The organism is Gordonia sp. NB41Y (genome assembly GCF_030718915.1).
GTDB lineage: Bacteria > Actinomycetota > Actinomycetes > Mycobacteriales > Mycobacteriaceae > Gordonia > Gordonia desulfuricans.
Map to the genome: position 1 here is coordinate 2,940,352 of NZ_CP132196.1, position 24,755 is coordinate 2,965,106.

At 64.5% G+C, this 24,755-nt stretch carries 16 protein-coding genes, 2 tRNA genes and 1 pseudogene; 9 read left to right on the top strand and 10 right to left on the bottom strand.

The annotated features are described in order from the left end of the window. The first annotated feature begins 308 nt into the window (after positions 1–308). From Q9K23_RS12695 to Q9K23_RS12705, 3 genes are all read left to right on the top strand, one after another. The gene (locus tag Q9K23_RS12695) at positions 309–1,955 is read left to right on the top strand and encodes an RNA-binding domain-containing protein (RefSeq protein ID WP_053777637.1); all 1,647 of its coding nucleotides are present in this window, start codon (positions 309–311) and stop codon (positions 1,953–1,955) included. Between the two features lie 399 nt (positions 1,956–2,354). Next, a protein-coding gene (locus Q9K23_RS12700; protein ID WP_305950142.1) for an IS3 family transposase occupies positions 2,355–3,508 on the top strand; the annotation gives its coding sequence in 2 pieces (ribosomal slippage) (positions 2,355–2,631 and positions 2,631–3,508; 1,155 coding nt in all). Positions 3,509–4,929: 1,421 nt separating this feature from the next. Beyond that, positions 4,930–6,756: a hypothetical protein gene (locus Q9K23_RS12705; RefSeq protein ID WP_053777281.1), complete on the top strand. Its 1,827-nt coding sequence runs from the start codon at positions 4,930–4,932 to the stop codon at positions 6,754–6,756. Between the two features lie 382 nt (positions 6,757–7,138). Here the strand turns inward: Q9K23_RS12705 and Q9K23_RS12710 are convergent. The 10 genes and pseudogenes from Q9K23_RS12710 to dnaA all read right to left on the bottom strand — a co-directional run bounded on the left by Q9K23_RS12710 (position 7,139) and on the right by dnaA (position 20,131). After that, a tRNA-Ala gene (locus tag Q9K23_RS12710) sits at positions 7,139–7,211 on the bottom strand. Between the two features lie 66 nt (positions 7,212–7,277). Then, a tRNA-Ile gene (locus Q9K23_RS12715) sits at positions 7,278–7,351 on the bottom strand. Between the two features lie 75 nt (positions 7,352–7,426). Next, the gene (locus Q9K23_RS12720; RefSeq protein ID WP_261977916.1) at positions 7,427–8,374 is read right to left on the bottom strand and encodes a DUF3566 domain-containing protein; all 948 of its coding nucleotides are present in this window, start codon (positions 8,372–8,374) and stop codon (positions 7,427–7,429) included. A 158-nt stretch (positions 8,375–8,532) separates the two neighbouring features. Further along, entirely contained in the window at positions 8,533–11,019 is a 2,487-nt protein-coding gene (gene gyrA / locus Q9K23_RS12725; RefSeq protein WP_053777279.1) for a DNA gyrase subunit A, read from the bottom strand. A gap of 67 nt (positions 11,020–11,086) precedes the next feature. Beyond that, positions 11,087–13,171, bottom strand: a complete 2,085-nt coding sequence (gene gyrB / locus Q9K23_RS12730; protein ID WP_053777278.1) for a DNA topoisomerase (ATP-hydrolyzing) subunit B — start codon at positions 13,169–13,171, stop codon at positions 11,087–11,089. A 327-nt stretch (positions 13,172–13,498) separates the two neighbouring features. After that, positions 13,499–14,083 (bottom strand): DUF721 family protein, encoded by a 585-nt coding sequence (locus tag Q9K23_RS12735; RefSeq protein ID WP_059039057.1) that lies wholly within the window; start codon positions 14,081–14,083, stop codon positions 13,499–13,501. A gap of 299 nt (positions 14,084–14,382) precedes the next feature. After that, a pseudogene (recF, locus tag Q9K23_RS12740) lies at positions 14,383–15,525 on the bottom strand (DNA replication/repair protein RecF); the annotation flags it as partial. A 2-nt stretch (positions 15,526–15,527) separates the two neighbouring features. Next, positions 15,528–16,466, bottom strand: coding sequence for a phosphogluconate dehydrogenase (NAD(+)-dependent, decarboxylating) (gene gnd, locus Q9K23_RS12745; RefSeq protein WP_020791286.1), 939 nt, complete (start codon positions 16,464–16,466; stop codon positions 15,528–15,530). A gap of 52 nt (positions 16,467–16,518) precedes the next feature. Next, on the bottom strand, positions 16,519–17,697 hold the full coding sequence (gene dnaN / locus Q9K23_RS12750) for a DNA polymerase III subunit beta (RefSeq protein ID WP_020791285.1): 1,179 nt from the start codon (positions 17,695–17,697) through the stop codon (positions 16,519–16,521). Between the two features lie 877 nt (positions 17,698–18,574). Continuing rightward, a complete protein-coding gene (gene dnaA / locus Q9K23_RS12755) occupies positions 18,575–20,131 on the bottom strand; it encodes a chromosomal replication initiator protein DnaA (RefSeq protein WP_053777277.1) in 1,557 nt (518 codons plus the stop codon). A gap of 536 nt (positions 20,132–20,667) precedes the next feature. On the opposite strand from dnaA, the gene rpmH reads away from it, so the two are divergent. The 6 genes from rpmH (at position 20,668) to rsmG (ending at position 24,738) form a co-directional block, all read left to right on the top strand. Further along, the gene (gene rpmH, locus Q9K23_RS12760; protein WP_082365875.1) at positions 20,668–20,811 is read left to right on the top strand and encodes a 50S ribosomal protein L34; all 144 of its coding nucleotides are present in this window, start codon (positions 20,668–20,670) and stop codon (positions 20,809–20,811) included. Between the two features lie 55 nt (positions 20,812–20,866). Next, positions 20,867–21,286 (top strand): ribonuclease P protein component, encoded by a 420-nt coding sequence (gene rnpA, locus Q9K23_RS12765; protein WP_020790392.1) that lies wholly within the window; start codon positions 20,867–20,869, stop codon positions 21,284–21,286. Then, entirely contained in the window at positions 21,283–21,750 is a 468-nt protein-coding gene (yidD, locus tag Q9K23_RS12770; protein ID WP_020790393.1) for a membrane protein insertion efficiency factor YidD, read from the top strand. The genes rnpA and yidD overlap by 4 nt, the downstream gene beginning before the upstream one ends. Before the next feature lie 3 nt (positions 21,751–21,753). After that, the gene (gene yidC, locus Q9K23_RS12775; RefSeq protein ID WP_053777276.1) at positions 21,754–23,019 is read left to right on the top strand and encodes a membrane protein insertase YidC; all 1,266 of its coding nucleotides are present in this window, start codon (positions 21,754–21,756) and stop codon (positions 23,017–23,019) included. A gap of 76 nt (positions 23,020–23,095) precedes the next feature. Next, positions 23,096–23,833: a protein jag gene (locus Q9K23_RS12780; RefSeq protein WP_020790914.1), complete on the top strand. Its 738-nt coding sequence runs from the start codon at positions 23,096–23,098 to the stop codon at positions 23,831–23,833. A 158-nt stretch (positions 23,834–23,991) separates the two neighbouring features. After that, positions 23,992–24,738, top strand: a complete 747-nt coding sequence (gene rsmG, locus Q9K23_RS12785; RefSeq protein WP_053777275.1) for a 16S rRNA (guanine(527)-N(7))-methyltransferase RsmG — start codon at positions 23,992–23,994, stop codon at positions 24,736–24,738. The last annotated feature ends 17 nt before the right edge of the window (positions 24,739–24,755 follow it).

Here is a 24,755-nt window from a genome sequence, read left to right on the forward strand (position 1 = left end):
GTGAAGAACGACTCCACCGGTGGACGACCAGAGTTGTGGTCCGGTGACAGTGATGACGATGCCGTCTCGAGAACGTGGCCTTCGAGGAGAGGGGGGATCCTGCCCCTGATGCGACATGCGCGCGGGCGAGAGAAGGTGGGCATGTTTGGATATGGTCCTGATCAGCGACGGGCAGGTCTCCCGGATCGGTGGCACACACTCCTCTGATCTCTGGCACACCTGCAGTCGCAGGCCGTCAAATCTCTTAAAAGTTATGGCTCCATGAGAGCCTAGGTCAATCCTATCCATACTTATGCATAATTGGGTCCATGGAGTCACGCGCATTGATCGCAGGCGGAGAGACCTTCACGACCGAGTTCAAACGCTCCGACATCAACGACAAGGCCCTCACCAAGGCAGTTGCGTGCTTGGCGAACGGAGAGGGCGGAGTTCTGCTGGTCGGAGTTGACGACGATGGCACGGTTGTCGGCGCTTCGGCTCGCCATGGACGAGTGACCGACCCTGCCCGCGTCGCGGCGTACATCCAGGCCAACACCGAACCCGCACTTGCGGTCAGTGTCTACCTTGAGACAATCGATGGCCGAGAGGTCATACGCATAGATGTGCCCCGCGGAGACCCCGGACCCATCGGGACAAAGTTGGGCGTCTTCACCAAACGCGTACTCAAGTCGACAGGCCAACCCGAGTGCGCCCCAATGACGGCTCACGAGATCGTCAGCATGGGCATGGTCACCCGCGGACAGGACTTCGCGGCGTCAATCGCAAGGGACGCCAGCATGAGTGATCTCGATCCCCTTGAGTTCGACCGTTTTCGGCGGCTGTGCCACGGAGCGGGCGACGAGCTCGCAGATCTCTCGGATGACGATGTACTGCGCGCTCTTGGCCTTGTACCGATTGCCGCGCCAGTCAGCATCGGCGCCATCCTGCTGTTCGGAACCGAAACAGCGATGCAACGGTGGGTTCCCAACGCAGAAGTGCTCTTCCAGGATGCTCGATCCGGGTACCAACCGACAAACATCAGGATTGTGCAGCCCCTCCTTCGCACTGCCGAGTATCTTCGCGAACTCATCGACACCCGCAATACAGTCACCGAACTGATGGCTGGGCTCCATCGGATCGAGGTGCCACTCATTCCCTCGATCACGCGCCGGGAAGCGGTGGCCAACGCGCTTGTCCACCGTGACTATGCGGCCATGGGTCCGGTACGTGTGCAGCTGACCGATAGTTCCTTCGTGGTCGCCAACCCCGGCGGGTTTCCACCCGGCGTCACTACGCAGAACATCCTTGATCAGTCGCGGCCCCGCAGCCCGATTCTCGCTGCCGCCTTCAAGCGCGCCGGCTTGGTCGAGCGACGAGGCAAGGGTGTCAACGACATGTTTGAACAGCAATTGCGCGCGGGCCGGGAAGCACCTGACTACTCGCACAGCACCAGCGAATCGGTCGTGGTCACTGTCCCCCTCGGCAACGCCGACCTCGATCTGGTCCGGTTCTTACTCACCTGGGAAAACGAGCACCAAGAGCCACTCAGCCTCGACGAACTGCGGATCGTTCACGAAGTGAAGACCTCCGGTTCGGCGACGAGTCTCGAAGTGGCAAGCGAATTGCATCTGATCTCCGCCAACGTGAAAACGAGTCTCGGTCATTTGGTGGAATGCGGGATCCTGGAGTCTCGTGGAGTAGGTCGAAGTCGCAAGTACCATCTCACCGCGCGATTCTATGACCTCGCCCAAGATCGCAACGCCTACGTGCGCGTCAAGGGAATTGATCCCCTCCAGCAAGAGCGAATGATACTTGACTACGCAAACGCCTACGGATCCATTACCCGCAGCCAAGCCGCTGAGTTATGTCAAACGACCCCGCCTCAGGCGAGATCAGTCCTGAAACGCTTGGTTGACGACGGCCGATTACGCCTGATAGGAGAACGCCGCGGCGCGCGATACCTGCCTCGAGAATGAACCCAATAATTGGATGAGTAAAGGATTGATCGAGTGGTGGTTGAATGAATGGAATGAATTTGGCATGTTTGGAATAGCAGCTGACCAGGACCTCTCCCACCGCCATTCATTCTGTGGTACAGCGTGTTACGTGCCTTGGTACACGTTCGAGGATTGATACGGGGCTACTCCTGGCCAACACGTTTCTAATCGTCTTCGGGTGGCTCATCCGGTGGATGGTTGTCAAATCTGGTCCGAGGGGAGGAATTTGAGCCAAGCCCTCAGTGCAAGGATTCGAAATCCGCGACGTTGGCCCAATCGAGGGGCGGGTGACCGATAAATAATGCTGGCGTGTCCCCAGTGAACCGGCCCGGGTGGTTTTAGAGTCCTGATTGCCCTGATGAGGGCGAAGAAGGGACGATGAAGAACATGGCAGGACGGAAGCGTCATTCGGCGGAGGACATCGTGCGCAAGCTGCGCCGGGCCGACGAACTGGCCGCGGAAGGCAAGACCGGCGAGGAGATCGCCGCCGACCTCGAGGTGTCGGCAGCGACCTTGTACAACTGGCGCCGCCAGTACGGCGGCATGGACGGCGACGCCGCGAAGGAACTCAAAGAACTACGCGAGCAGAACAACCGACTCAAACGACTGCTCGCCGATGCCGAGTTGGAGAAAGACGCGCTGCGGGAGATCGCCAGGGGAAAATTCTGAGCCCAACCGCCAAACGCGCCGCCATCGACATGCTCAAAGACGTCAAGAACATGTCAGAACGGATGGCGTGCAGGGTAGTTGGGCTGTCCCGATCCGCGTATCGACGCCTGCCGCAGGCGCAGACACCGGCCGATCCCGACTTCGCACTGCGCGAGCAGCTGCGTGTCTATGCCCGCAAGAATCCACGGCACGGGTACCGGCGGGCGTGGGCACACCTGCGGTTCGACGACGGCATCGAGATCAACAAGAAGAAGGTGCACCGGTTGTGGAAGGACGAAGGACTGCAGGTCCGGCGCGCGCCACGCCGGAAACGGGCCGGCCAGTCATCGGTCCCGATTGTTGTCGCGGACGCGCCGAAGGTGGTGTGGGCATTGGACTTTCAGTTCGATTCCACCGTCGACGGCAAGAAGGTCAAGATCGCTTCGATGGTCGACGAACACACCCGCATGTCGCTGCTGAACATCGTGGACCGGTCCATCCCGGCCGAGCGGTTGATCGAGGAGTTGGAGAAGACATTCGCGATCTGGGGTGGCCCACCGATGGTGCTGCGCATGGACAACGGCCCCGAGTTCATCTCAGAAGCCCTACAAGCGTTCTGCGCAGGGTCGGTGGGGATCTCCTACATTCCGCCCGGCACACCGTGGAACAACGGGTTCATCGAGTCGTTCAACAACCGGCTGCGCGATGAGTGTTTGAACCGCAACTGCTGGCCCACACTGATCGAGGCCCGCGTGGTCATCGAAGACTTCAAAGACGACCACAACCACCGACACCGGCACTCGGCGCTGGGCTACCAAACCCCGGCCGAGTACGCTGCCCGATGCACCCACCAACATCACCCCGTGGGCTGCGAGATCGACTGACGATCACAACGAGGAACCGGCTCTAGAACTACCTGGACCGGTTACCGGGGACCTGCCAATGCCGCTTCGTCCGCGCGGAATTGAGCACAGATACGATAGATGTGCGCGCATGATTAGGCGCCCCGCAAAGACAGTGAGTGTTTCCCTTCCTTGCGCGAGCGCAGCACGCTTGAGGCCGCCACAGTCCCTTTGAGGGGCCCGGCCATACCTCGGGTCGGAAGCCTGGTGCGAGTCCGTGGGTGAGACAGTGACGGACCTGCATCCACCCCTGCGCGTGCGTCGTAGCTTCGTCCCAGGGCAACGTCTGCTTGCCGATCCACGAAGAGTCTCCGATCGCGGGCGGCTTCCACACATCCACCGTGAATTTGGATTTCCAATTGGCGCCGTCCCCCCCATGACAACACCTGACGGAGCTTCTCGTCGAAGACACTCACTGTGGGGTTGTTCATGGACACGACCTTCGCGATCTGTCCAAACCTCTGATTTCGGTGAGCTGCGACTAGGGCGACGAATTCCTCTACGAAGCCCTCAAATGCAGACACGGAGGTCAGCACGATCGCAGGTGCCAAATGCGCCAGCGTTTCCCGGATTTCCACGATTTCGATGGTGTAGTTTCTCTAGCTTTGAGGGCACCGCAAGTCTTGTCGAGTACCGATTCACAGCCTCTTGCAGACTCGGCACGTACATGCGGCCTCCCGTTGACCGTGTCGATGAAAGCCCATCCTAATCCTGCACGAACCGCCGTGACCGGGCCGCTGCGGTACGCGAACATGGTCGCAAACTCGTTGCCTGCCGCGGTCAAGCAGACTCCTCATCTGCCGACGAACTAATTCGCTGGATCATCTCCATGAGCTGAGCCACTCTGTCCATCTCGAAGATCCATGTTGGTCCCTGCGGCACGTTGTCGATGAATGGTGGGTCGAAGAGTTGCGCCGTCTCCATCGAGCCGTTTCTGGTGAGGTAATCGACGAACAGCCAAATGACGCCCGGCGGATCAGATTCAGCTTCGTCTGCACGTTGCTCGGTCCAATCGCTTGGAACGCAGGGTCGCGGACGCGAGCAGAGAGGTCATCCTTGTACGGCTTGTCCAGGCGGTTGACCGTATACAGCCACTTCACCGCGGCTTCGATAGTGCGACGAGCGTAGAAGCACGCCGAACGGCTGTCGAACAGTGCATCACGCTCGGTGTTCTTCGCCGATGCGTGAATCTGGGGCCACTCACCCTGCAAAAAGTCGAAGCTGCCGGCCACCTTGACTCCTCCCTAGCCTGTCCGATCTTGGCACAATGCCTGACCTGATTGACGTAGGCCGGACAGACTACATCGCTCCTCCGACAGGTTGAATGAATTGCTGTCGCCGAGACGGTGTCGGTCCCACAGGGCACAATCGACTCGCTCAATTACCACCGCGACGGAGGGCCGATGTCACTCGAGACGAGCAGAACTGCATTCATCGCTGACCAACTCTACGAACTCGCGGTCTTGCCGCTCTTCGACGATGACTTCTCTATCGCTCTTCACCCGGGCGACGCCGGATTGCGATTGACAGCATCCCCGTTGGACGTTCAAGACGACGACTATGTGATGACCTACCACCACGAGCGGTGGACAGATCACGATCGCGCTGCGGACTCGGCAACGACGACGCCCTGGGCTCCGTTAATTCCCGACGATGTCAAGGATGTCGATTCGAGCGACGAGGACGCGCTAACCGACCAACTCTTCGCCACCGCGGATGCTCACGCTCAACTGGTGGAACTGTTCACGACGCTGGTTTCGACTGGCTGGCATGTAACGGTGCACCACCTCGATTCAAAGGATGCAACGACCGGCACGCCGCAGATCAGCCTCGAAGCGGAGGCCCCCGGCAGCGACGCCGAGCGGGCGGCGACGGCGCTGCGCGCGCTACGTCTGCCAGCGGGCTTGGCGCGACTCGAGGCGACGTACGGGCCGGAAGGTATGAGCGATCGAGCACTTTGGCGGTTCCCTGACGACTTGGCTGTGGCCATCACCGCAAGCGGCGAACGCCAGCCCGTGAGAATCGACGATATTCAAACCTATGCGATCAGCAGCGCTCCAGCGTGGACTCTCCATTCAGGCATCGATGCCCCAATCCAGCGCCACACTGCGGGAAGCCCGATGAAGGGCTCAGCCCTCGTCCAGCCAGCCGTCGCACCGACCCGCACACACCCTGAGGTCGACGAACGCCGGAAGGCAGTGGACACGTGGGCATCGAACAACGATTTCGGGGCGCCGATCGAACCGGCGAAACCCGCTGATGTCCAGCGAGCCCTCGACAAGCTCGACGAAGGAAACGTCGGCTACTACCTCCTCGAGTTCGCCGACGGGGATTGTTACCTCGGCCAGTCAATTTCGATCGCGGACCGACTCAAAGGGCACCGCGCGCTTCACAAGGACATCAGCAGTATTCGCCTCCTGCCCGACCTGATCGCACGAAGCCTCGTGAATCCACTCAGGCATCTACTCGAGCGCGAAGCAAGCCTGATCCACAGCCTCCAAACCGCTGGGCTACCTGCGAGGAACAAGGCTCAGATGACATACCTGACCGGCGATGGCCTTCCTATCGACGCGATCTTCAAGTCGAACGGAACCACGGCTGCGGAGTGGCTCGCCGATCCCATCAGTTGCAACCGGCGTGACGATAGAGCAAGTCGTTCCCTCACGCCAAGCGCGGACCAACTGGCGGCTGGGGAGGCCGCGTACAAACGCTGGCTTGAGCGGACAGGAGAGCACACCGACACCGTGCGGTCGCTGTTGGGCATCTATATGGTCCGTTGCCTGCCGCTTCCGCTGCACACCGAGTACACGCACTGGGTACTGAGCTCGCCCGACGTCGTCCCACGCCATCGCACACTGTCGAACCTCAGCATCGGCTGGACCGAAGCCTTCAGAACCATGATCGACAAAGTCGGACATCTGAGCGGGATGCTGCACGTCAACGGGATCGAGCTCCTCGGCGAAGAAATGCGCGATGACGCACTGGTCAGATTCATGCGCCAACACCCCGGAGTGAGTGTTATGCAGTCGCCGTATCAGGCCGCCGGGCCCTTCAACCTGATGCTTTGGGCACCCGATCTCGAATCAGTTCGAGACCTCCTCGACGACACCGCCGTCACTCGGGCTGCCGCGACCGCAGCGCTTCACTTGATGCGAAAGAGCAAAACCGGACGAAACCGAGAATCACACAATCCCGTTCTGGTGAACTCAATCCTCGGAATCATGCCGTAGCCACTTGCCTCAGTCGAAGAAATCCTCATCGACCTCGACGACAGTAGACACGTCCCCGCGTCTGAACACCGATGCCGTACTTGATCATCAACGCTGCCACGTCCACTAGGGTTCGTCGCGTATCAACAAGCCTGGCGCCGTAACGCGCGCAGAGCTGCGCCTGCGGACTCCACTCACTGCCCGCCTGGATCGGCTGGCTCAGGCGAATGGGCAGTCTGTATCGCGTGTCGGCCACGTTGGCGAGTCCTGTGCCCAGTCAGCTGTTACCACCAGCAGCACTATTGCGAATCAATCTCATTACTGAGGGCTTGCGCGGAGATTCTGTCGATGGCCACAGTAGCCCCAAACTGGGGGTGTCCAACTTGGGCAAATATGCCAGATGTGGAGCCTAGGAGATTCGAACTCCTGACATCTGCCTTGCAAAGGCAGCGCTCTACCAACTGAGCTAAGGCCCCGTGCCGTTTCCGCGTCGCGCGGGTACGACGTTGGGTGCGTATCCGGATGCGTACATCCATTCGCAGTGGGCCTAGGAGGACTTGAACCTCCGACCTCTTCGTTATCAGCGAAGCGCTCTAACCGCCTGAGCTATAGGCCCTTGAACCGAGGACAGACATTACCCCACGGCATGCCGAGAAACCAAAACGCATCCTCGGCAGCCGTCTGACCTGGGCTAATCCAGATCAGCGAGGGTCACCTCGAGACCGCCGACCATGTCGGCGACGATGTTGTAGATGTAGGCGCCGATGGTGGCGAGCGCGGTGACGAGTATGGAATTGATCACACCGAGCAGAGCCGCATAACCGAAGACCGATCCTGCCCCGATGATGTCGCCCTCGGTGGAGGTGCTGTCGGCGGTGACAAGCGTGCCGAACGAGCTGTTGACCTGCTCCCACACGCCCATCCCGTCGAGGACGAGGTAGAGCACGGCGACGGCGATCATCCAGATCACGAAGCCGATCACGGCCAGCGTGCCGCACACCTTGAACGTCGCCCACGGGTCCAGCCGGCGGATCTGGACGGCCGCACGCAGCCCTGCTCCCCCGGCCGCCGTCTTACCCACCTGAGTGGGCGCAGGACGGGTGATGGTCTCGGTCTTGGCGTTCGACGCCGCCGCGGCCGCCTTGGCGACATCGGCGTGGTGGATCTGGTCCAGATCGGGCAGTTGCTCATCGGCCGAGGGATCCCGCGTGATGGTGCGGGTGGGGACCTCGGTGAACCGCGGACGCGGCGGCTCCTTGGCGTCGGGCTTGCCGGTCGGCGCCGGAACCGACGGACCCACCTGCGGTGCGTCGAGCTTCTTCACCGGAACCTGACCGTTGGTGGGTGCTCCCCCGCCCGGGCCACCGGTGCCGGCCGGGCCGCCACCTCCGGGTCCTGCGGCCGGACCGCTGGAGACCACCCCGCGGGGCGGTGGACCGGCCGGGCGCTCACCGTTGCCGTTCTTGTCCCCCTCACCGGGCGGCGGGGTGGGCTGGGGTGTGACATCTGCCGGGCCACGCTGCCACGGCGGCACCAGGCCACCGCGTTGTGGGCCGGCCTGCGCGCCGGGGCCCTCGGGGGCGCCACCAGACGCCGGTGTCGCCGGTGACTTCGTGTCCGGATCGTTCGGTTGGCTCACTGGTGTTCCCTCACTCGGCGTCTCGCCGCGGTTGCTCATCCCCGATCCGGCGGACGCGAGGCCCGGCGAACCGTCTGGTCCACCCTATCGGTTATGGGCGTCACACAACGCGAGCCACGACCCCGCGCCGGGGATCGTGGCTCGCGTATGACGTCAGATCACTCGCCGTCGGTGTCCGGTTCGTCGGCATTGCGTGCGATGGCCAGCAGGCTGGTGCCCTCGTCGAGGTTCATCAGACGCACACCCTTGGTCTGGCGACCGGCCTTGCGGACCTGCTTGGCCGCGGTCCGGATGACCCCGCCACCGGAGGTGATGGCGTACAGCTCCGAATCGTCGTCGACGATGGTCGCGCCGATCAGGATCCCGCGTCGCTTGTCGTGCTGGATGGTCAGCACGCCCTTGCCGCCGCGGCCCTGCACCGGGTAGTCGTCCATGCCGGTGCGCTTGGCGTAGCCGCCGGAGGTCGCCACCAGCAGATAGGTGCCCTCGCGGACCACGTTGAGCGACAGCAGCGTGTCGTCGTCGTTGAACCGCATGCCCTGCACGCCGGAGGTCTGGCGACCCATCGGCCGCAGCGCCTCGTCGTCGGCGTGGAAGCGGATCGACTGCCCCTTGTGGCTGACCAGCAGCAGGTCGTCGTCGGCGCTGCACAGCTGTGCCCCGACCAGCTCGTCCTCGCCACGCAGGTTGATCGCGGCGATACCGCCGGACCGGTTGGAGTCGAAGTCCTCCAGGCGCGACTTCTTCACCAGACCGTTGCGGGTGGCGAGCACCAGATACGGCGCGTCGTCGTAGGCCTTGATCTGGATGATCTGGGCGATCCGCTCCTCCGGCTGGAAGGCCAGCAGGTTGGCGACGTGCTGACCGCGGGCCGTGCGGTTGGCCTCCGGAAGCTCGTAGGCCTTGGCGCGGTACACCCGCCCCTTGGTGGTGAAGAAGAGGATCCAATCGTGTGTGGAGCACACGAAGAAGTGCGCGACGATGTCGTCCTGCTTGAGGCCGGCGCCCTGCACACCCTTCCCGCCGCGCCGCTGGCTGCGGTACAGGTCGGTCTTGGTGCGCTTGGCGTAGCCGGTCTCGGTGATGGTGACGACGACGTCCTCGCGGGCGATCAAGTCCTCGTCGGAGACGTCCCCGTCGGCGGCGATGATCTTGGTCCGACGCTCGTCGCCGTACTTCTCGACGATCTCGGCGAGCTCGTCGCGGACGATCGCGCGCTGACGCTCCGGGCGGGCCAGGATGTCCTGGTAATCGGCGATCTCGCGCTCGATCTCGGCCAACTCGTCGATGATCTTCTGCCGCTCCAACGCCGACAGGCGACGCAGCTGCATCGCCAGGATGGCGTCGGCCTGGATCTCGTCGATCTCCAGCAGGTCCATCAACCCGGTACGGGCGGCCTCGGTGTTGGCCGACGCACGGATCAACGCGATCACTTCATCAAGGGCGTCAAGGGCTTTGACCAGACCCCGCAGGATGTGGGCGCGCTCTTCGGCCTTGCGCAACCGGTAGCGGGTGCGACGCACGATGACGTCGATCTGATGGTTCACGTAGTGGCGGATCATCTGGTCGAGACGCAGGGTGCGCGGCACGCCGTCGACGATGGAGAGCATGTTGGCGCCGAAGCTGGTCTGCAACTGGCTGTGCTTGTACAGGTTGTTCAGCACGACCTTGGCGACCGCGTCACGACGCAGCGTCACCACGATCCGCAGGCCCACACGATCGGAGGAGTGATCCTCGATCTTGCTGATGCCCTTGAGTTTTCCTTCGTTCACCTGCTCGGCGATCGACTGGATCATGTTGTCGGGGTTGACCTGGTAGGGCAGCTCGGAGATGACGATCTGCGCCTGCCCGCCCTTGCCCTCCTCGATCTCGACCACACCGCGCATGCGGATCGATCCACGGCCGGTGGTGTAGGCGTCCTTGATGCCCTGGCCACCGACGATCAGGCCCGCGGTCGGGAAGTCCGGTCCCTTGATCCGCTCCATACACGCGGCGAGCGTGCTCTCGTCGTCGGCGTCGTGGTGCTCGAGCGCCCAGAAGATGGCCTCGGCGACCTCGTTGAGGTTGTGCGGCGGGATGTTGGTGGCCATACCGACCGCGATACCGCCGGAACCGTTGATCAGCAGGTTGGGCACACGGGCCGGAAGCACCGTGGGCTCGTTGGTCTTGCCGTCGTAGTTCGGGGTGAAATCGACTGTGTCCTCGTCGATGTCACGCAGCATCTGCATGGCCAGCGGGGTGAGGCGGGCCTCGGTGTACCGCATCGCGGCGGGGCCGTCGTTGCCGCGGGAACCGAAGTTGCCCTGACCGTCGACGAGCGGGTAGCGCATCGACCACGGCTGGGCCAGACGCACCAGGGCGTCGTAGATGGCCGAGTCGCCGTGCGGGTGGTAGTTACCCATCGTCTCGGCAACGGGTTTCGCCGACTTCACATAGCTGCGGTCGGGGCGGAAGCCGGCGTCGTAGGAGGCGTAGAGCAGTCGGCGGTGCACCGGCTTGAGGCCGTCGCGCACCTCCGGCAGGGCACGGCCCACGATCACGCTCATCGCGTAGTCGATGTAGCTGTTCTGCATCTCCTGGCCGAGATCGACCGGTTCGATGCGATCGCCTTCACCGCCGGTGGGCGGGAGGGTGGTGTCAGTCATCAGAGTTCCTTCATGGGTGTTCGCGTCGAATCCGACTGTGCCCGGGCAGTTCTCCCGGGATCACCGATCAGACATCGAGGAAGCGAACGTCTTTCGCGTTGCGGGCGATGAAACTGCGTCGGGCGACGACGTCTTCGCCCATCAGCACGGAGAACAGTTCGTCGGCTGCGGCGGCGTCGTCGAGGGTGACCAGACGCAGGGTCCGGGTGGCCGGATCCATGGTGGTCTCCCACAGCTCGCTCGGGTTCATCTCGCCGAGGCCCTTGTAGCGCTGGATACCGTCGTCGGTGTTGATCTTCTTGCCGGAGGACACACCGGCCTCGATCATCGCATCGCGCTCACGGTCGCTGTAGGCGTATTCCGGCTCGGCGCCCTTCTGCCACTTGAGCTTGTACAGCGGCGGCTGTGCCAGGTAGACGTGGCCCTGCTCGATGAGCGGACGCATGAACCGGAACAGCAGGGTCAGCAGTAGCGTCGAGATGTGCTGGCCGTCGACGTCGGCGTCGGCCATCAGCACGATCTTGTGGTAGCGCAGCTTGCTGATGTCGAACTCGTCGTGGATGCCGGTGCCGAAGGCGGTGATGATCGACTGGACCTCGGCGTTCTTGAGGACGCGGTCGATGCGGGCCTTCTCGACGTTGATGATCTTGCCGCGCAACGGCAGGATCGCCTGGTACATCGAGTCGCGGCCGGTCTTGGCCGAACCACCGGCGGAGTCACCCTCCACCAGGTAGACCTCGCACTTGCTGGGATCGTTGGAACGGCAGTCGGCGAGCTTACCCGGGAGACCGCCGATGTCGGTTGCACTCTTGCGGCGCACCAGATCTCGCGCCTTGCGGGCCGCGAGACGGGCGTGGGCGGAGTCGACCGCCTTGTTGACGATCACCTTGGCCTCGGCCGGGTTGGCCTCGAACCAGTGCTCGAGATGCTCGCCGGAGGCCTTCTGCACGAAGCTCTTGACCTCGGTGTTGCCGAGCTTGGTCTTGGTCTGGCCCTCGAACTGCGGCTCGGCGACCTTCACCGAGATCACCGCGGCGAGACCCTCACGGATGTCGTCACCGGTGAGGTTGGAATCCTTCTCCTTGAGCAGCTTCTTGTCTCGCGCATAGGAGTTCACCACACGGGTCAGCGCCGCGCGGAAACCTTCCTCGTGCGTGCCGCCCTCGTGGGTGTTGATCGTGTTGGCGAAGGTGTGCACCGACTCGGAGTAGCCGTCGTTCCACTGCATCGCGATCTCGACCTCGTGACCGGTGCCCTTGCCGGTGAAGCCGATGACCGACTTGTGGATCGCGGTCTTGGTGCGGTTGATGTGCTTGATGTAGTCGACGAGGCCGTCGGGGTAGTGATAGGTACGCGTCTTGGGCTTGGACGCCGCGACCTTCTTCTCCTCCTCCGACTTGACCGCCTCGGCGGTGTCGGGGCCGCCCTCGCCGGTCTCGGCGTCACCGTTGGGATCGCCGGGGACCTCGACCGCCTTGGGTCGGTTGTCGGTGAGGGTGATCGTCAGGCCCTTGTTCAGGAAGGCCATCTCCTGCAGACGACGGGCAACGGTCTCGGCGTTGAACGCGGTGGTCTCGGTGAAGATCGACGGGTCCGGCCAGAACCGGACGGTGGTACCGGTCTTGCGGGTCGCATCACCCTGGACCAGCTCGCCGGGCTTGGAGTCGGTGAAGGTCTCCGCCCAGTTGTAGCCGTCACGCGCGATCTCCACCTCCACCTTGGTCGACAGCGCGTTGACCACGGAGATACCGACGCCGTGCAGACCACCCGAGACCGCATAGGAGTCGGAGTCGAACTTGCCGCCGGCGTGCAGCTGGGTGAGCACCACCTCGACGGTGGGGACACCGGTGGCGTGCATCGCGACGGGGATACCACGACCGTCGTCGATCACCTCGACACCGCCGTCGGCCAGCAGCGTGACGTCGACGCGGCTGGCGAAGCCGGCCATCGCCTCGTCGACCGAGTTGTCGACGACCTCCCAGATCAGGTGGTGAAGACCACGTTCACCGGTGGAACCGATGTACATACCGGGACGCTTGCGGACCGCCTCGAGACCTTCGAGGATGTTGATCGAATCGGCACCGTACTCAGACGGCTTCTTCTTCGGCTTCTTCGGTCCTGGGCTGTCGGTCTTGTCATTGGTGTCGGCCACGAGGTGCGTCCACTCCTGTTCTGATCTCATCCAGCCCGGCAGGCGAGGTGGGATCAGCACACAAAACCGCCCGTACGATCGCCAGGACACGCGGGTGGTGGACCCCCGCGAATACCGGCCGCCGCAACGGGCTGCTGATCCCCCTGTCGGGACTACTCTCACCAGTGTACTGCCTCAGGCACGCACAGACCCACATCTGGGGCCGCTCAATCGCGCTCAGACCGATTTTTTCAGTCAACTGCCGGTCCGGTCGTGGTCGGTACCCAAAATCTCGCTGAGAAAGTCTCTGGCAGTGAATCCGCGGAGGGAGCCCCTTCAGGCCCCGACTCAGCCGTACGTGTCGCGCGGACCGCGACCCCGCACGTGCCGGTCCCCCTTGCGCCACGACGGGGCCTTGGGGCCGGTGATCCGCAGCGAGGTGACCGCACCGTCACCCACCGCCGCGGCGATCTTCGCGAGGATCTGTGACTGCACGTATCGCAGCTGGGTGGCCCACGCCGTCGACTCCGCCTGCACCGACAAGACGTTGTCGCGCAGGGCGGTTGGCTGCGCGTGAGAGGCGATGTCGGATCCGACGATCTGCTCCCACATGCCGAACAGGGTGCCCTCGGCGATCTGCGGTTCCCACCCGCGTTCCCGGGCGATACCGCCGACCAGCCGGCCGAACGGCTGCGGATCCCGGCCGTCGGGTCCGGCGCCGGACCACCGCCGACGACTCCCACCGGCGCGCAGCGGCCGCCGCTGCGGCGACGCCCGGCCCTGACCGACCGACTTCCCCGATGCCCGCGCCGCGGCCCGGGCCTCTTCGAGTGCCTTGCGGGCCCGCTCGTAACCACTGAGCTCCGGCCCGGCCGAGGCGGTGCCCGCCTCGGTGGGCTGATCTGCCGATTCGCCCGTCGTTTCCCCACTCATGACGACAGTGTCCCGCTCTCCCCCGACAATTCTTGCGCCCCGTCGAGGACGGCATCGAGGGATCCCCCCTCGGATCCCTGGACGGGCGGCTCGGCGGAACCGTCGGCGCCGCCCCCATCAGGGGATCCGACCGGCTCGACCGATCCGAACGGTTCCCCTCCCACGCGCGACGTCCCGGCGGATTCCGGATCCCCGGAGATCTCCTCAGCGGATCCCACGGTGCCGGAGGATCCCACGACCTCCGATCCGGGCCCGAGAGATCCGAGGTCGTCGACGCCGGTGATCACCGAGCGGCGCACCCCGTCCTCTTCGAGGAGTTCCACGCGGATCCGACGGCCGCCGATCTGCTCGGGGATGTCATCGACGACAGCAGCGGTGATCAGCAACTGCTCGGCACCGGCGGTGAACTCGACGAGCTTGCGGCGCCGGGCGGCGTCGAGTTCGGCGAAGACGTCGTCGAGCATGATCACCGGTTCGATGCCCTCGACACGTGTGAGTTCCACCGAACCGAGTCGCAAAGCCAACGCAAAGGACCACGATTCCCCGTGGGAGGCAAAGCCTTTCGCGTTCTCCGAGCCGAGGATCAGATCGAGATCGTCGCGGTGCGGACCCACCAGGGAGAGCCCGCGGTCGATCTCCTTGTCGCGGACGCGGGCCAGCTCGGCCAGCAGCACCGACGCGATGTGCTCGGGGTCTGCGGGCTCGTCGTCGGCCGGCAACACCGCATCCCCGGCAGACGAGCGGTAGCGCAGATCGGCCGGTCGAGAGTGCGGTGCGATGGCCGCATACGACCCGACGACATGCGGCCGCAGATCGTTGAGCACGTCGATACGCGCCGCGGTGACCGCCGCACCGAGATCGGCCAGCTGGCTGTCCCACACGTCCAGTGTGCTCAGCACCGATGCACCGTCGGATCCCCCGCGCCGCAGGGCCGACCCGGCGGTCTTGAGCAACGCCGAGCGCTGCCGGAGCACCCTGTCGTAATCGGACCGGGCGGCCGCAAGGCGCGGACCACGTTGTGCCACAAGCTCATCGAGAAATCGTCGCCGATCCGACGGATCCCCGCGTACCAGCATCAGATCCTCCGGCGCGAACAGCACGGTGCGCAACACGCCGAGCAGATCCCGCGGGCGACGCTGCGGTGAGGTGTTGAGCCAGGCCTTGTTGGATCCCTCGGCGTTGATCTGCAACGACGCCGTCAGCTCACGACCGTTGTTCTCCACCGTCGCGGTGACCAGCGCCGACGTCTTCGACGAGGCCACCAGCGGGGCGTCGTTACCCACCCGGTGCGAGCGCATCGTCGCCAGATAGAACAGCGACTCGATCAGGTTGGTCTTGCCGAAACCGTTGCGCCCGGTGATGACGGTGGGTCCCGGTCCCAGCTCCAGATCCGCCTGGGGCCACGACCGGAAATCACGCAGGTGCAGTTCCCGGACGAACACGACTACGTGCCGGCGACCGGGGAGCTCGGCGGTGCACCGGACTCGCCGACGGCCTCTCCGGCGGTATTGCGCACCGAATGTCCACCGAACTGATTACGAAGTGCCGAAACGGCTTTCAGGGCCGGGGAGCCGTCCTGACGGGAGGCGAACCGGGCGAACAGCGCGGCCGAGATGACGTTGGCAGGCACCGAATGACGGATGGCCTCCTCCACCGTCCAGCGTCCCTCACCGGAGTCGGTGGTGTAGTCGGAGATACCGGCGAGCCCCGGATCCTCCTGCAGCGCCCGGACCAGCAGATCCAGCAACCAGGACCGGATGACGGTGCCGTGCGTCCAGGCCCGCAGGGTGCCCTCGACGTCGGTGATCAGCGGTTCGGCCGCGAGCAGCTCGTAACCCTCGCCGTAGGCGTGCATCAGGCCGTACTCGATGCCGTTGTGCACCATCTTCGCGTAGTGCCCGGCACCCACCGGACCGGAGTGGACGAAGCCGTCGGCACGCTCACCCTCCGGACGGAGTGCGTCGAAGATCGGCATCAGCCGGGCGATGTCGGCGTCGGATCCTCCGGCCATCAGGCCGTACCCGTTCTCCAGACCCCACACACCGCCGGACACACCGCAGTCGATGTAACCGATCCCCTTGGCACCCAACACCTTCGAATGCTCGATGTCATCGGTGTAGCGGGAGTTGCCGCCGTCGACGACGATGTCACCCGGGGCCAGCAGCTCGGCGAGCTCGGCCACTGTCGAGCGTGTCGGATCCCCCGACGGCACCATCACCCACACCGCGCGGGGCGCCTCGAGCGCACCGACCAGGTCGGCCAGCGACGCCACGTCGGACACCTCCGGCCGCGGGTCGTAGCCGACAACCTGGTGACCTCCGGCGGTGATCCGGGTGCGCATGTTGGCGCCCATCTTGCCGAGGCCGATCAGTCCGAGTTGCATCGCAGGATCCTTCGAGGTGAGGGGACGATGGGGCCAGGATATGCGCGGGCGATCAGCCCGGCAGCCGCACCGGCATCAGCAGGTAGCTGAACACGCTCTCCGGGGCGACGAAGGCACCCGACTCGTCGGGCACCGGACGCTCACCGGCGGACGGACGCAGCACCGCGGGCCGGCTCGGCGTGGTGAAACCGAAGTCGACCGACTTGGCGTTGATCGCCGACAGCCCGTCCTGCAGGTATCCGGGGTTGAAGGCGATGGTCAGCGGCTCGCCCTGGAACTCCACCGGCAGCTCCTCCTCGGCCTTACCGGCCTCGTCGCCACCGGCCGTGAGCAGCACGGATCCACCGGAGAACTCCATCCGGACCTGCGCCCCACGCTCGGCGACCAGCGACACACGCTTGATCGCCTCGATCAGCGGCGCGCTCTCGATGGTGGCGACCGCGGTGTGACTGGCCGGCAACAGCTGACGGAACTTGGGGAAGTCGGCGTCGAGCAGACGCGTGGTGGTCTGCTTGGTCTCGCCCAGGATGCCCAGGATCCCCTCGGCACCGATCCCGTCACCGGAACCGAAGGCCAGCCGGACCGCACCGGTGCCCTCGGCACCGGCGGTCTTGGCGCTCTCCGAGAGAGTCTTGGCCGGGACCAGCACGGCACCGTTGATGTCGGCCTGCTCGGGCTCCCACTCCAGCTCACGCACCGCGAGACGGAAGCGGTCGGTGGCCGCCAGGACGACGCTGCTGCCCTCGATCTCGACGCGCACACCGGTCAGCATCGGCAGCGTGTCGTCACGGCCGGCCGCGACGGCGACCTGCGAGATGGCCTCGGCGAACAACGTGGCCGGGATGGATCCGGTGACCGTCGGCACGTCCGGGAGCTGCGGGTAGTCCTCTACCGGCATGGTCGGAAGCGAAAACTTGGCGCTGCCACAGGCGATGGCGACGCGGGATCCGTCGAGATGCACGTCGACCGGCTTGTTCGGTAACGCACGGGTGATGTCGGCGAGCAGACGACCCGACACCAGCACCTTGCCCGGTTCGGCGATCTCCGACGCGATGGACTCCTGGGCAGAGACCTCGTAGTCGAATCCGGAGATGGTCAGGCCACCGGTGGGGTCGTCACCTGCGGTGAGCACCACACAACCGAGAACCGGGACCGGCGGACGAGACGGCAGGCTGCGGGCAACCCAGGCAACGGCATCGGAGAACTCGTCGCGCGCGACACGGAACTTCATAACTCGGGGAAAACCCTTCTCTTGAGTTGCGTCGGTGGATCGGGTCGGTGGATCCGACGGTGTTGCGGGTCGTGGGACTCCGCGGGATGGGTCGTGCACTCCGCGGATGTCTTGCACGGTTCCACAGGATGTTCACGATTGGCGAGTTCCCACTCTAGAACGCCGCGACGGGTGCGGGGGTGGTTGGGGGTCAAGTCGCCACGCCGCGAATCACATGTTTCGGGGGGTCGCGGAGCGGGCCTGTGTACACAGGTTCTTCTTACAAGAAGATCTCTCTAGAGAGAGATCAATGGAAGTAGTAGAGCCTGTGGATCCTGTGGAATTCGACGGATCCGTGCTGGACACGACGGATCCGTGGTTGTTGACTACCGGTGGATGACGGGTGGGTGGCGATGGTGCGGCATGTGGATGATTTTTGTCATTCACCCTCCGTCCACTGATCGTGCACAGTGAGGGCCTCGGATCCCCACACGTCATCCACAGTTTTGTGATTCGCAAAAGCCCAGGTCGCATCGAATGACAAAAAGTCGGCGGATCCGGTCGGATCCACCTGGATCCGCGTCCCGAAGGCTCGCGCGGAGATCGAGGGTTGGGCGGCCGGCGGCTGTCTCGGGGTGAGTTCTCGACGGCGTGTAGATGCGTGGTGGCGCCCCGGACGGCCGGCCCCATCGGGCACGGATCCGCGCGGATCCTCACGATGCGGTTCCTGGCCGACGGCCGCAGATCGGCTCTGATCGACGGCAGATCGGTCGGATCCGCGCGCGATGACGAAAAAAAGGGCGCCCCCTTGCTCGCGGGGGCGGGCAAAGGGGCGCAGAGAGGCACTCAGGGGCCGTTACGGGCATTTCCCGAGGTGGGCCCGGGACCCGAAATGGCGTCAGCGGTCGGCGCGCTGCTTGATCCGGGCGGTCAGCTCCTGGACGTGGTCGTAGACCTTGCGGCGCTCGGCCATCTCCTTGCGAATCTTGCGCTCGGCGTACATCACGGTGGTGTGATCGCGATCGAAGGTCTCGCCGATCTTCGGCAGCGACAGATCGGTGAGCTCACGGCACAGATACATCGAGATCTGACGGGCCTGCGCCAACGAGCGGGCCTTGCCCGGCCCACGCAGTTCGTCGACCGAGATGTCGAAGTACTCGGCGGTGATCGCCAGGATGCTGGCCGCGGAGATCTCCAGCGTGCCGTCGTTGGGCAGCAGGGCCTGCAGGACGACGTCGGCCAGGGATTTGTCGAGCTCGGTGTTGTTCAGCGAGGCGAACGCGGTGACACGGATCAGCGCGCCCTCGAGCTCACGGATGTTGCGTTCGATCTTGGAGGCGATCAGCTCGAGCACGTCGTCGGGGACGGCGATGTTGTCCATCTGCGCCTTCTTGCGCAGGATCGCGATCCGGGTTTCCAGATCCGGCGGCTGGACGTCGGTGATCAAGCCCCACTCGAACCGGGTTCGAAGCCGATCCTCAAGTGTCGCAAGCTGTTTGGGCGGACGATCGGATGAGATCACGATCTGCTTGCTGGTGTTGTGCAGCGTGTTGAAGGTGTGGAAGAACTCTTCCTGGATACCTTCCTTGCCGATCAGGAACTGGATGTCGTCCACCAGCAGCACGTCGACGTCACGGTAGCGGCGTTTGAACGCCACCCGCCGGTCGTCACGCAGCGAGTTGATGAAGTCGTTGGTGAACTCCTCGGTGGAGACGTACTTCACCCGCATACCCGGGAAGAGACGTTGCGCGTAGTGGCCAGCCGCATGCAGCAGGTGGGTCTTGCCGAGACCGGACTCACCCCAGATGAACAGCGGGTTGTACGCCCGGGCCGGTGCCTCGGCGACGGCGACCGCGGATGCGTGCGCAAAGCGGTTGGAGGCACCGATCACAAAGGTGTCGAAGGTGTACTTCGGGTTCAGGCTCGCCGGCGAGGCGGCCGGAGTCGGCGTGGCGGGACGTTCGGCGAAGTAACTCGACCAGTCTGCACCGGCCGGGGCCGGTCCGACCACACCGTCGGCGGCAGGTCGTGCGGGCGGGACGTGATCACCGACACCGTCGGATCCCGCGGCCGGAACGGCGGTACTCGCCGGAACCTGGGATCCGGGTGCCGCGGCGGGCGACTGTGCGGCAGGTGCGGGTGTGTCGGCCGGGGTGTGTTCCTCGACCGGCGGCGGGGTGGCGGTCCGCACACCCAGATCGACCGGTTGTCCGAGGTGACGGCTCAGCGTGGTGCGGATGGTGTCGCGCAGATTGCGTTCGATCTGCTCCTGCACCAGCGGCGTGGGCACGGTGAGCAGGGCGAACCCCTCGGCCAGGGTGAGCGGCTGAACCAGCGACAACCAGGCTTTTTGCTGGCGGGTCAGGGGTTCGTGGTCGCCCTGGGCGGAATCGTCGTTGAGTTCGGCGACGACACGTTGCCACACCTCTCCGAACGAGTCACGATCTGACGTCACGTTTGGACCCTCCTGCCCGGCGCGGCGGGGCACACTTCTTCACCTTTGCCGGCGACGACGAAATTACCAGTTACCGGTCGACGTGGATGTCACCATGCGGTGGGAGACGACGACTTGTCCACAAACTTATCCCCAGCTGTGGACAAAGAGGTGGATGGGGCCACGAACCGCGGGATGACAGACTCCATCGACCGCGCGCCGTGAGCGCTCGGAGCGACGGTAACAGAGGAGTTCTCGGCCGCCAAAGACATCCGGCCCGGACTCGTCCGAACGGATCACGCGCACCCGCTGTGGCCAGCGACTATGGCGCTCGTTTGATTTGCGCGGTGCGCTTGAGTAGTCTCGACTGGTCATCCAGGTCGCGGACTTGCGCGGTGGATTGTGCCGTTTTGCCCGGTCAGAGGTCTTTGCCGGACAGATCGGCGGGGTCTGCCAACCGGCATCAGCTCGGCACCGCCCCAGGATAAGCAGAGACCAACACAGGATGTGGGAATCGCGCGCTACCGGCGTGCCCACAGCGGACACAAGGAGTCATCGTGGCCAAGGGAAAGCGCACTTTCCAGCCCAACAACCGTCGTCGTTCTCGTGTGCACGGCTTCCGTCTGCGTATGCGGACCCGCGCCGGCCGCGCAATCGTCAACAGCCGTCGTACCAAGGGCCGCGCGAAGCTCACGGCCTGATCTCGATGCACGCCGCCGGTCGTGACCTCTGGTCCGACCGGCTTCGTGATGCTCGATGATGTCGGCCGGTCATCGGATCTCTCGTGGATCCGACTTTGCCCGCACGCTCAAGAAGGGCGTGCGGGTATCGACGCATGATCTGGTGGTCAGTGTCGCGGTGGTTCCCGCGACCTGGCCGGATCCTGCGCGTCGTCGTCGTGATGTCGCCATGATCGGCGGTCCCTGGTTGGGCCTGATCGTCAGCAAGTCGGTCGGATCCGCCGTCGTGCGCCACCAGGTGGCACGTCGCCTCCGCGCTGCGTTCGCATCGGTGATCGACCAGGTACCGGCCACCGAGTCGTATGTGGTGATCCGTGCCCTGCCCGGTGCGGCGACACTCGGCAGCCCCGAGCTCGCCGCCCAACTGTCCGAGGCACTCGGACGAGGACGGATCCGACGGCTCGCGCCCCCGGCCGACGCCGAGGTCCCGGTATGACCGGCACCGCCCCCACCCGGCCCCCATCGGCAACCGATCCCTCGTCCTCCGACACGGATCCCGCCGTCACGGGCACCGACCGGTGGGCGGCGGTCCGACGTTTCCTCTACCTGTTGCCGCGGCGCAGCGTGATCTTCCTGATCGAGCTCTACCGCACCTGGATTTCCCCGATGCACCTCCCGACGTGCCGCTTCGAGCCCACCTGCTCGGGGTACGCGGTCGAGGCGCTGACCCGACACGGCTTCTTTCACGGAGGCGCCCTCGCGGTGTTGCGACTCCTGAAGTGCGGGCCGTGGCACAAACCTGGATATGACCCGGTACCCGAGCGTGGGTTCCGGCATCCACCGCAGGATCCGTCGGTCCGCTCCTCCTGGGAGGACGAGGCCGACGACGACGCGGATCCGAATCGTGGTCCATCCGAGGGCGACAGCGTTCGCGCATCTACGGAAGTGAGGGATTTCTAACCCGTGCTGAACTTCATCTATTGGCCGGTCTCCGCGATCATGTGGTTCTGGCATTGGTTGTTCGACTTCATCACGCCCAATTCCCCGGGCGGTGACGGAGTCGCGTGGGCGTTGTCGGTGGTGTTCCTGGTGTTCACCCTGCGCGCGATCCTCTACAAGCCCTTCGTGAAGCAGATCCGCACCACGAAGAAGATGCAGGAGATCAATCCTCAGCTGCAGGCGATCCGCAAGAAGTACGCCAAGGATCGCGTGAAGATGACCGAGGAGATGCAGAAGCTGCAGAAGGACCACGGGTTCAATCCCCTGCTCGGCTGCCTGCCGATGTTCCTGCAGATCCCCGTCTTCATCGGCCTGTTCCACGTGTTGCGGTCGTTCAACCGGACCGGTACCGGTATGGGGCAGCTCGGCATGTCGCCGGAGGAAACCCGTAACGTCGGCAACTACATCTTCAATGTCGACCAGGTGCAGAACTTCCTCGACGCGCGACTCTTCGGTGTGCCGTTGTCGTCGTACATCACCGAGCCGAAGACCGAATGGGCGGCGTTCGTCCAGCCCGGGTCGCCGATCGACTTCACCCGCCTGAACATCACCCTGGTCGTCATCCCGATGATGATCATCGCGTCCATCGCCACCCACATGAACTCGCGTGCTTCGGTGGCACGTCAGCCCGAGGCCGCTCTCGAGAACCCGCAGACCCGCATGATGAACATGCTGGCGCTCTACGTCTTCCCGCTGGGCATCCTGCTCACCGGACCGTTCTTCCCGGTCGCCATCCTCCTGTACTGGATGAGCAACAACATCTGGACCTATGGTCAGCAGCACCTGGTCTTCGGCAAGATCGAGAAGGAAGAAGAAGAGGCACGCCTGGCCAAGCAGGAGAAGCTCAAGGCCAACGCACCGAAGCCCGGTGTGAAGCCCGACCGCTCCAAGAAGGCCATCGGAGCCACTGCGACCGAGTCGAGCGAGGACGAGAAGCCGGCGACGACGGCGTCGGATCCGAAGGAATCGGTCCTCGGCAAGCTGTCCTTCCTCAAGCGGGGTTCCGCTGCGGAGGCGCCGGCCACCCCGGCCACGACCGAGGACCAAGCGGATCCCGCGGATGAGGAGGACGGCGGTGACGGGGACTCCTCCCCTACCCCATCGGCCAAGCCGCGCCCGGGTCAGAAGCCGGCGAACAAGGCCGGCCAGAACGGGCCACAGAATCGTCAGGGCCAGAAGAATCGTGGCGGCGGCGGCAAGAAGGGCGGCCGCAAGGGTGGCCGTCGCTGACTTCCCGCCGAGGCGGGAGCGCCCGATTCGGGCCGACAGACTTGACAGGTAAGAGCAAGAGTTAGGTGGAACTGAGATGACAGCCGAGACCGCGACCCAAGGCGATCCGGACGTGACCGAGAACGTCATCGCCGATGAGTCCGTGACGAGCGTGCCCGCGACCGGAGAGGGCGAGTCGAACGCCTCCGAGACCGCAGTGACCGACGCCGAGGACTCCTCGACCGAGCAGGACGACGCCGCCGACGACGCCGACGACGTCGACGAGGACGCCGAGGCCGACGATTCTGATGATGACGAGGCCGACGATTCTGATGATGACGAGGACGACGAGGACGACGAGGTAGACGAGGAGGATCGTCTGGTCGAAGAGGGCGAGATCGCCGGCGACTACCTCGAGCAGCTCCTCGATGTCCTCGACTTCGACGGCGACATCGATCTGGATGTCGACGGTGACCGCGCCGTCGTCAGCATCGACGGTGGTGATGATCTGGCGAAGCTGGTCGGCCGTAAGGGCGAGGTGCTCGATGCCCTGCAGGAGCTGACCCGTCTGGCCGTGCAGCAGGCCACCGGTGACCGCAGTCGCCTGATGCTCGACATCGCGCGGTGGCGTGCCGATCGTCGAGAGCGCCTGGCGCGACTCGGCACCGAGGTGGCCGAGCGGGTCCGCGACAGTGGCGAGCGTGAAGCGCTGGATCCGATGACCCCATTCGAGCGAAAGATCGTGCACGATGCGGTCGCGGCTGTGGATGGAGTCATCAGCGAGTCCGAAGGTGCCGAGCCCAAGCGTAGGGTTGTCGTCATCAAGGTCGACTGACTTACAGGCAAACGAGGGAGTCCCGGTTTCGACCGGGACTTTCTCATTTTCGGGGCCAGAAATTACATTGGTGTGATTAGCGCTGTTTCACGTGAAACGGCGCTCCGGGGGAACTGAGAGGATCACGGTTTCACGTGGAACATGACGAGAGTCCGGTAGTGGATGAACGCGGGGACGTCTCCGACGTCGACCCCTCCCCTCCCCCATCGGCGGCAACAGTCTTCGGCGATCGTCTCGATCTCGCCGTCCGGTATCGCGACATGCTGGCCACCGCCGGCATCGAGCGGGGATTGATCGGACCGCGAGAAGTTCCTCGACTCTGGGATCGGCACATCGTGAACTGTGCCGTCCTGGGCGAGGCGCTTGCGGAGTCGTCGTCGGTCGTCGACATCGGTAGCGGCGCGGGGCTGCCGGGCATCCCGCTCGCCATCGCACGTCCCGATCTCACTGTGACGCTCGTCGAGCCCCTGCTTCGTCGGGCCACCTTCCTCGAGGAGGCGATCGCTGACCTTGGAATCGATGTTCGCGTGATCCGGGGCCGGGCCGAGGAGAAGGCAGTGCGTTCAGCGATCGATCCGGCCGATGTGGTCACGTCCCGTGCGGTTGCCCCGCTGGAGCGACTGGCCGGCTGGTCCGCTCCCCTGATCCGGGTCGGGGGACGACTCGTCGCGATCAAGGGTTCGTCTGCCCAGGACGAGATCGAGCGGGATCGGGTGTCCGCCGCGAAAGTCGGGCTCGCCGAGCTCTCTGTGGTGGTGTGCGGTGAGGAAGTGTTGGAGGTACCGACAACGCTCATCGTCGGCGTCAAACAGGCCGGGTTCGAATCGAACCCCCGCCGCAAACGTGGCGGGACGGCAGGGGTGGCCGCCACGTCGGACACGTCTGACAAGAAGTTCAGGAGGTAGTTGGTGCGGATCGGTCG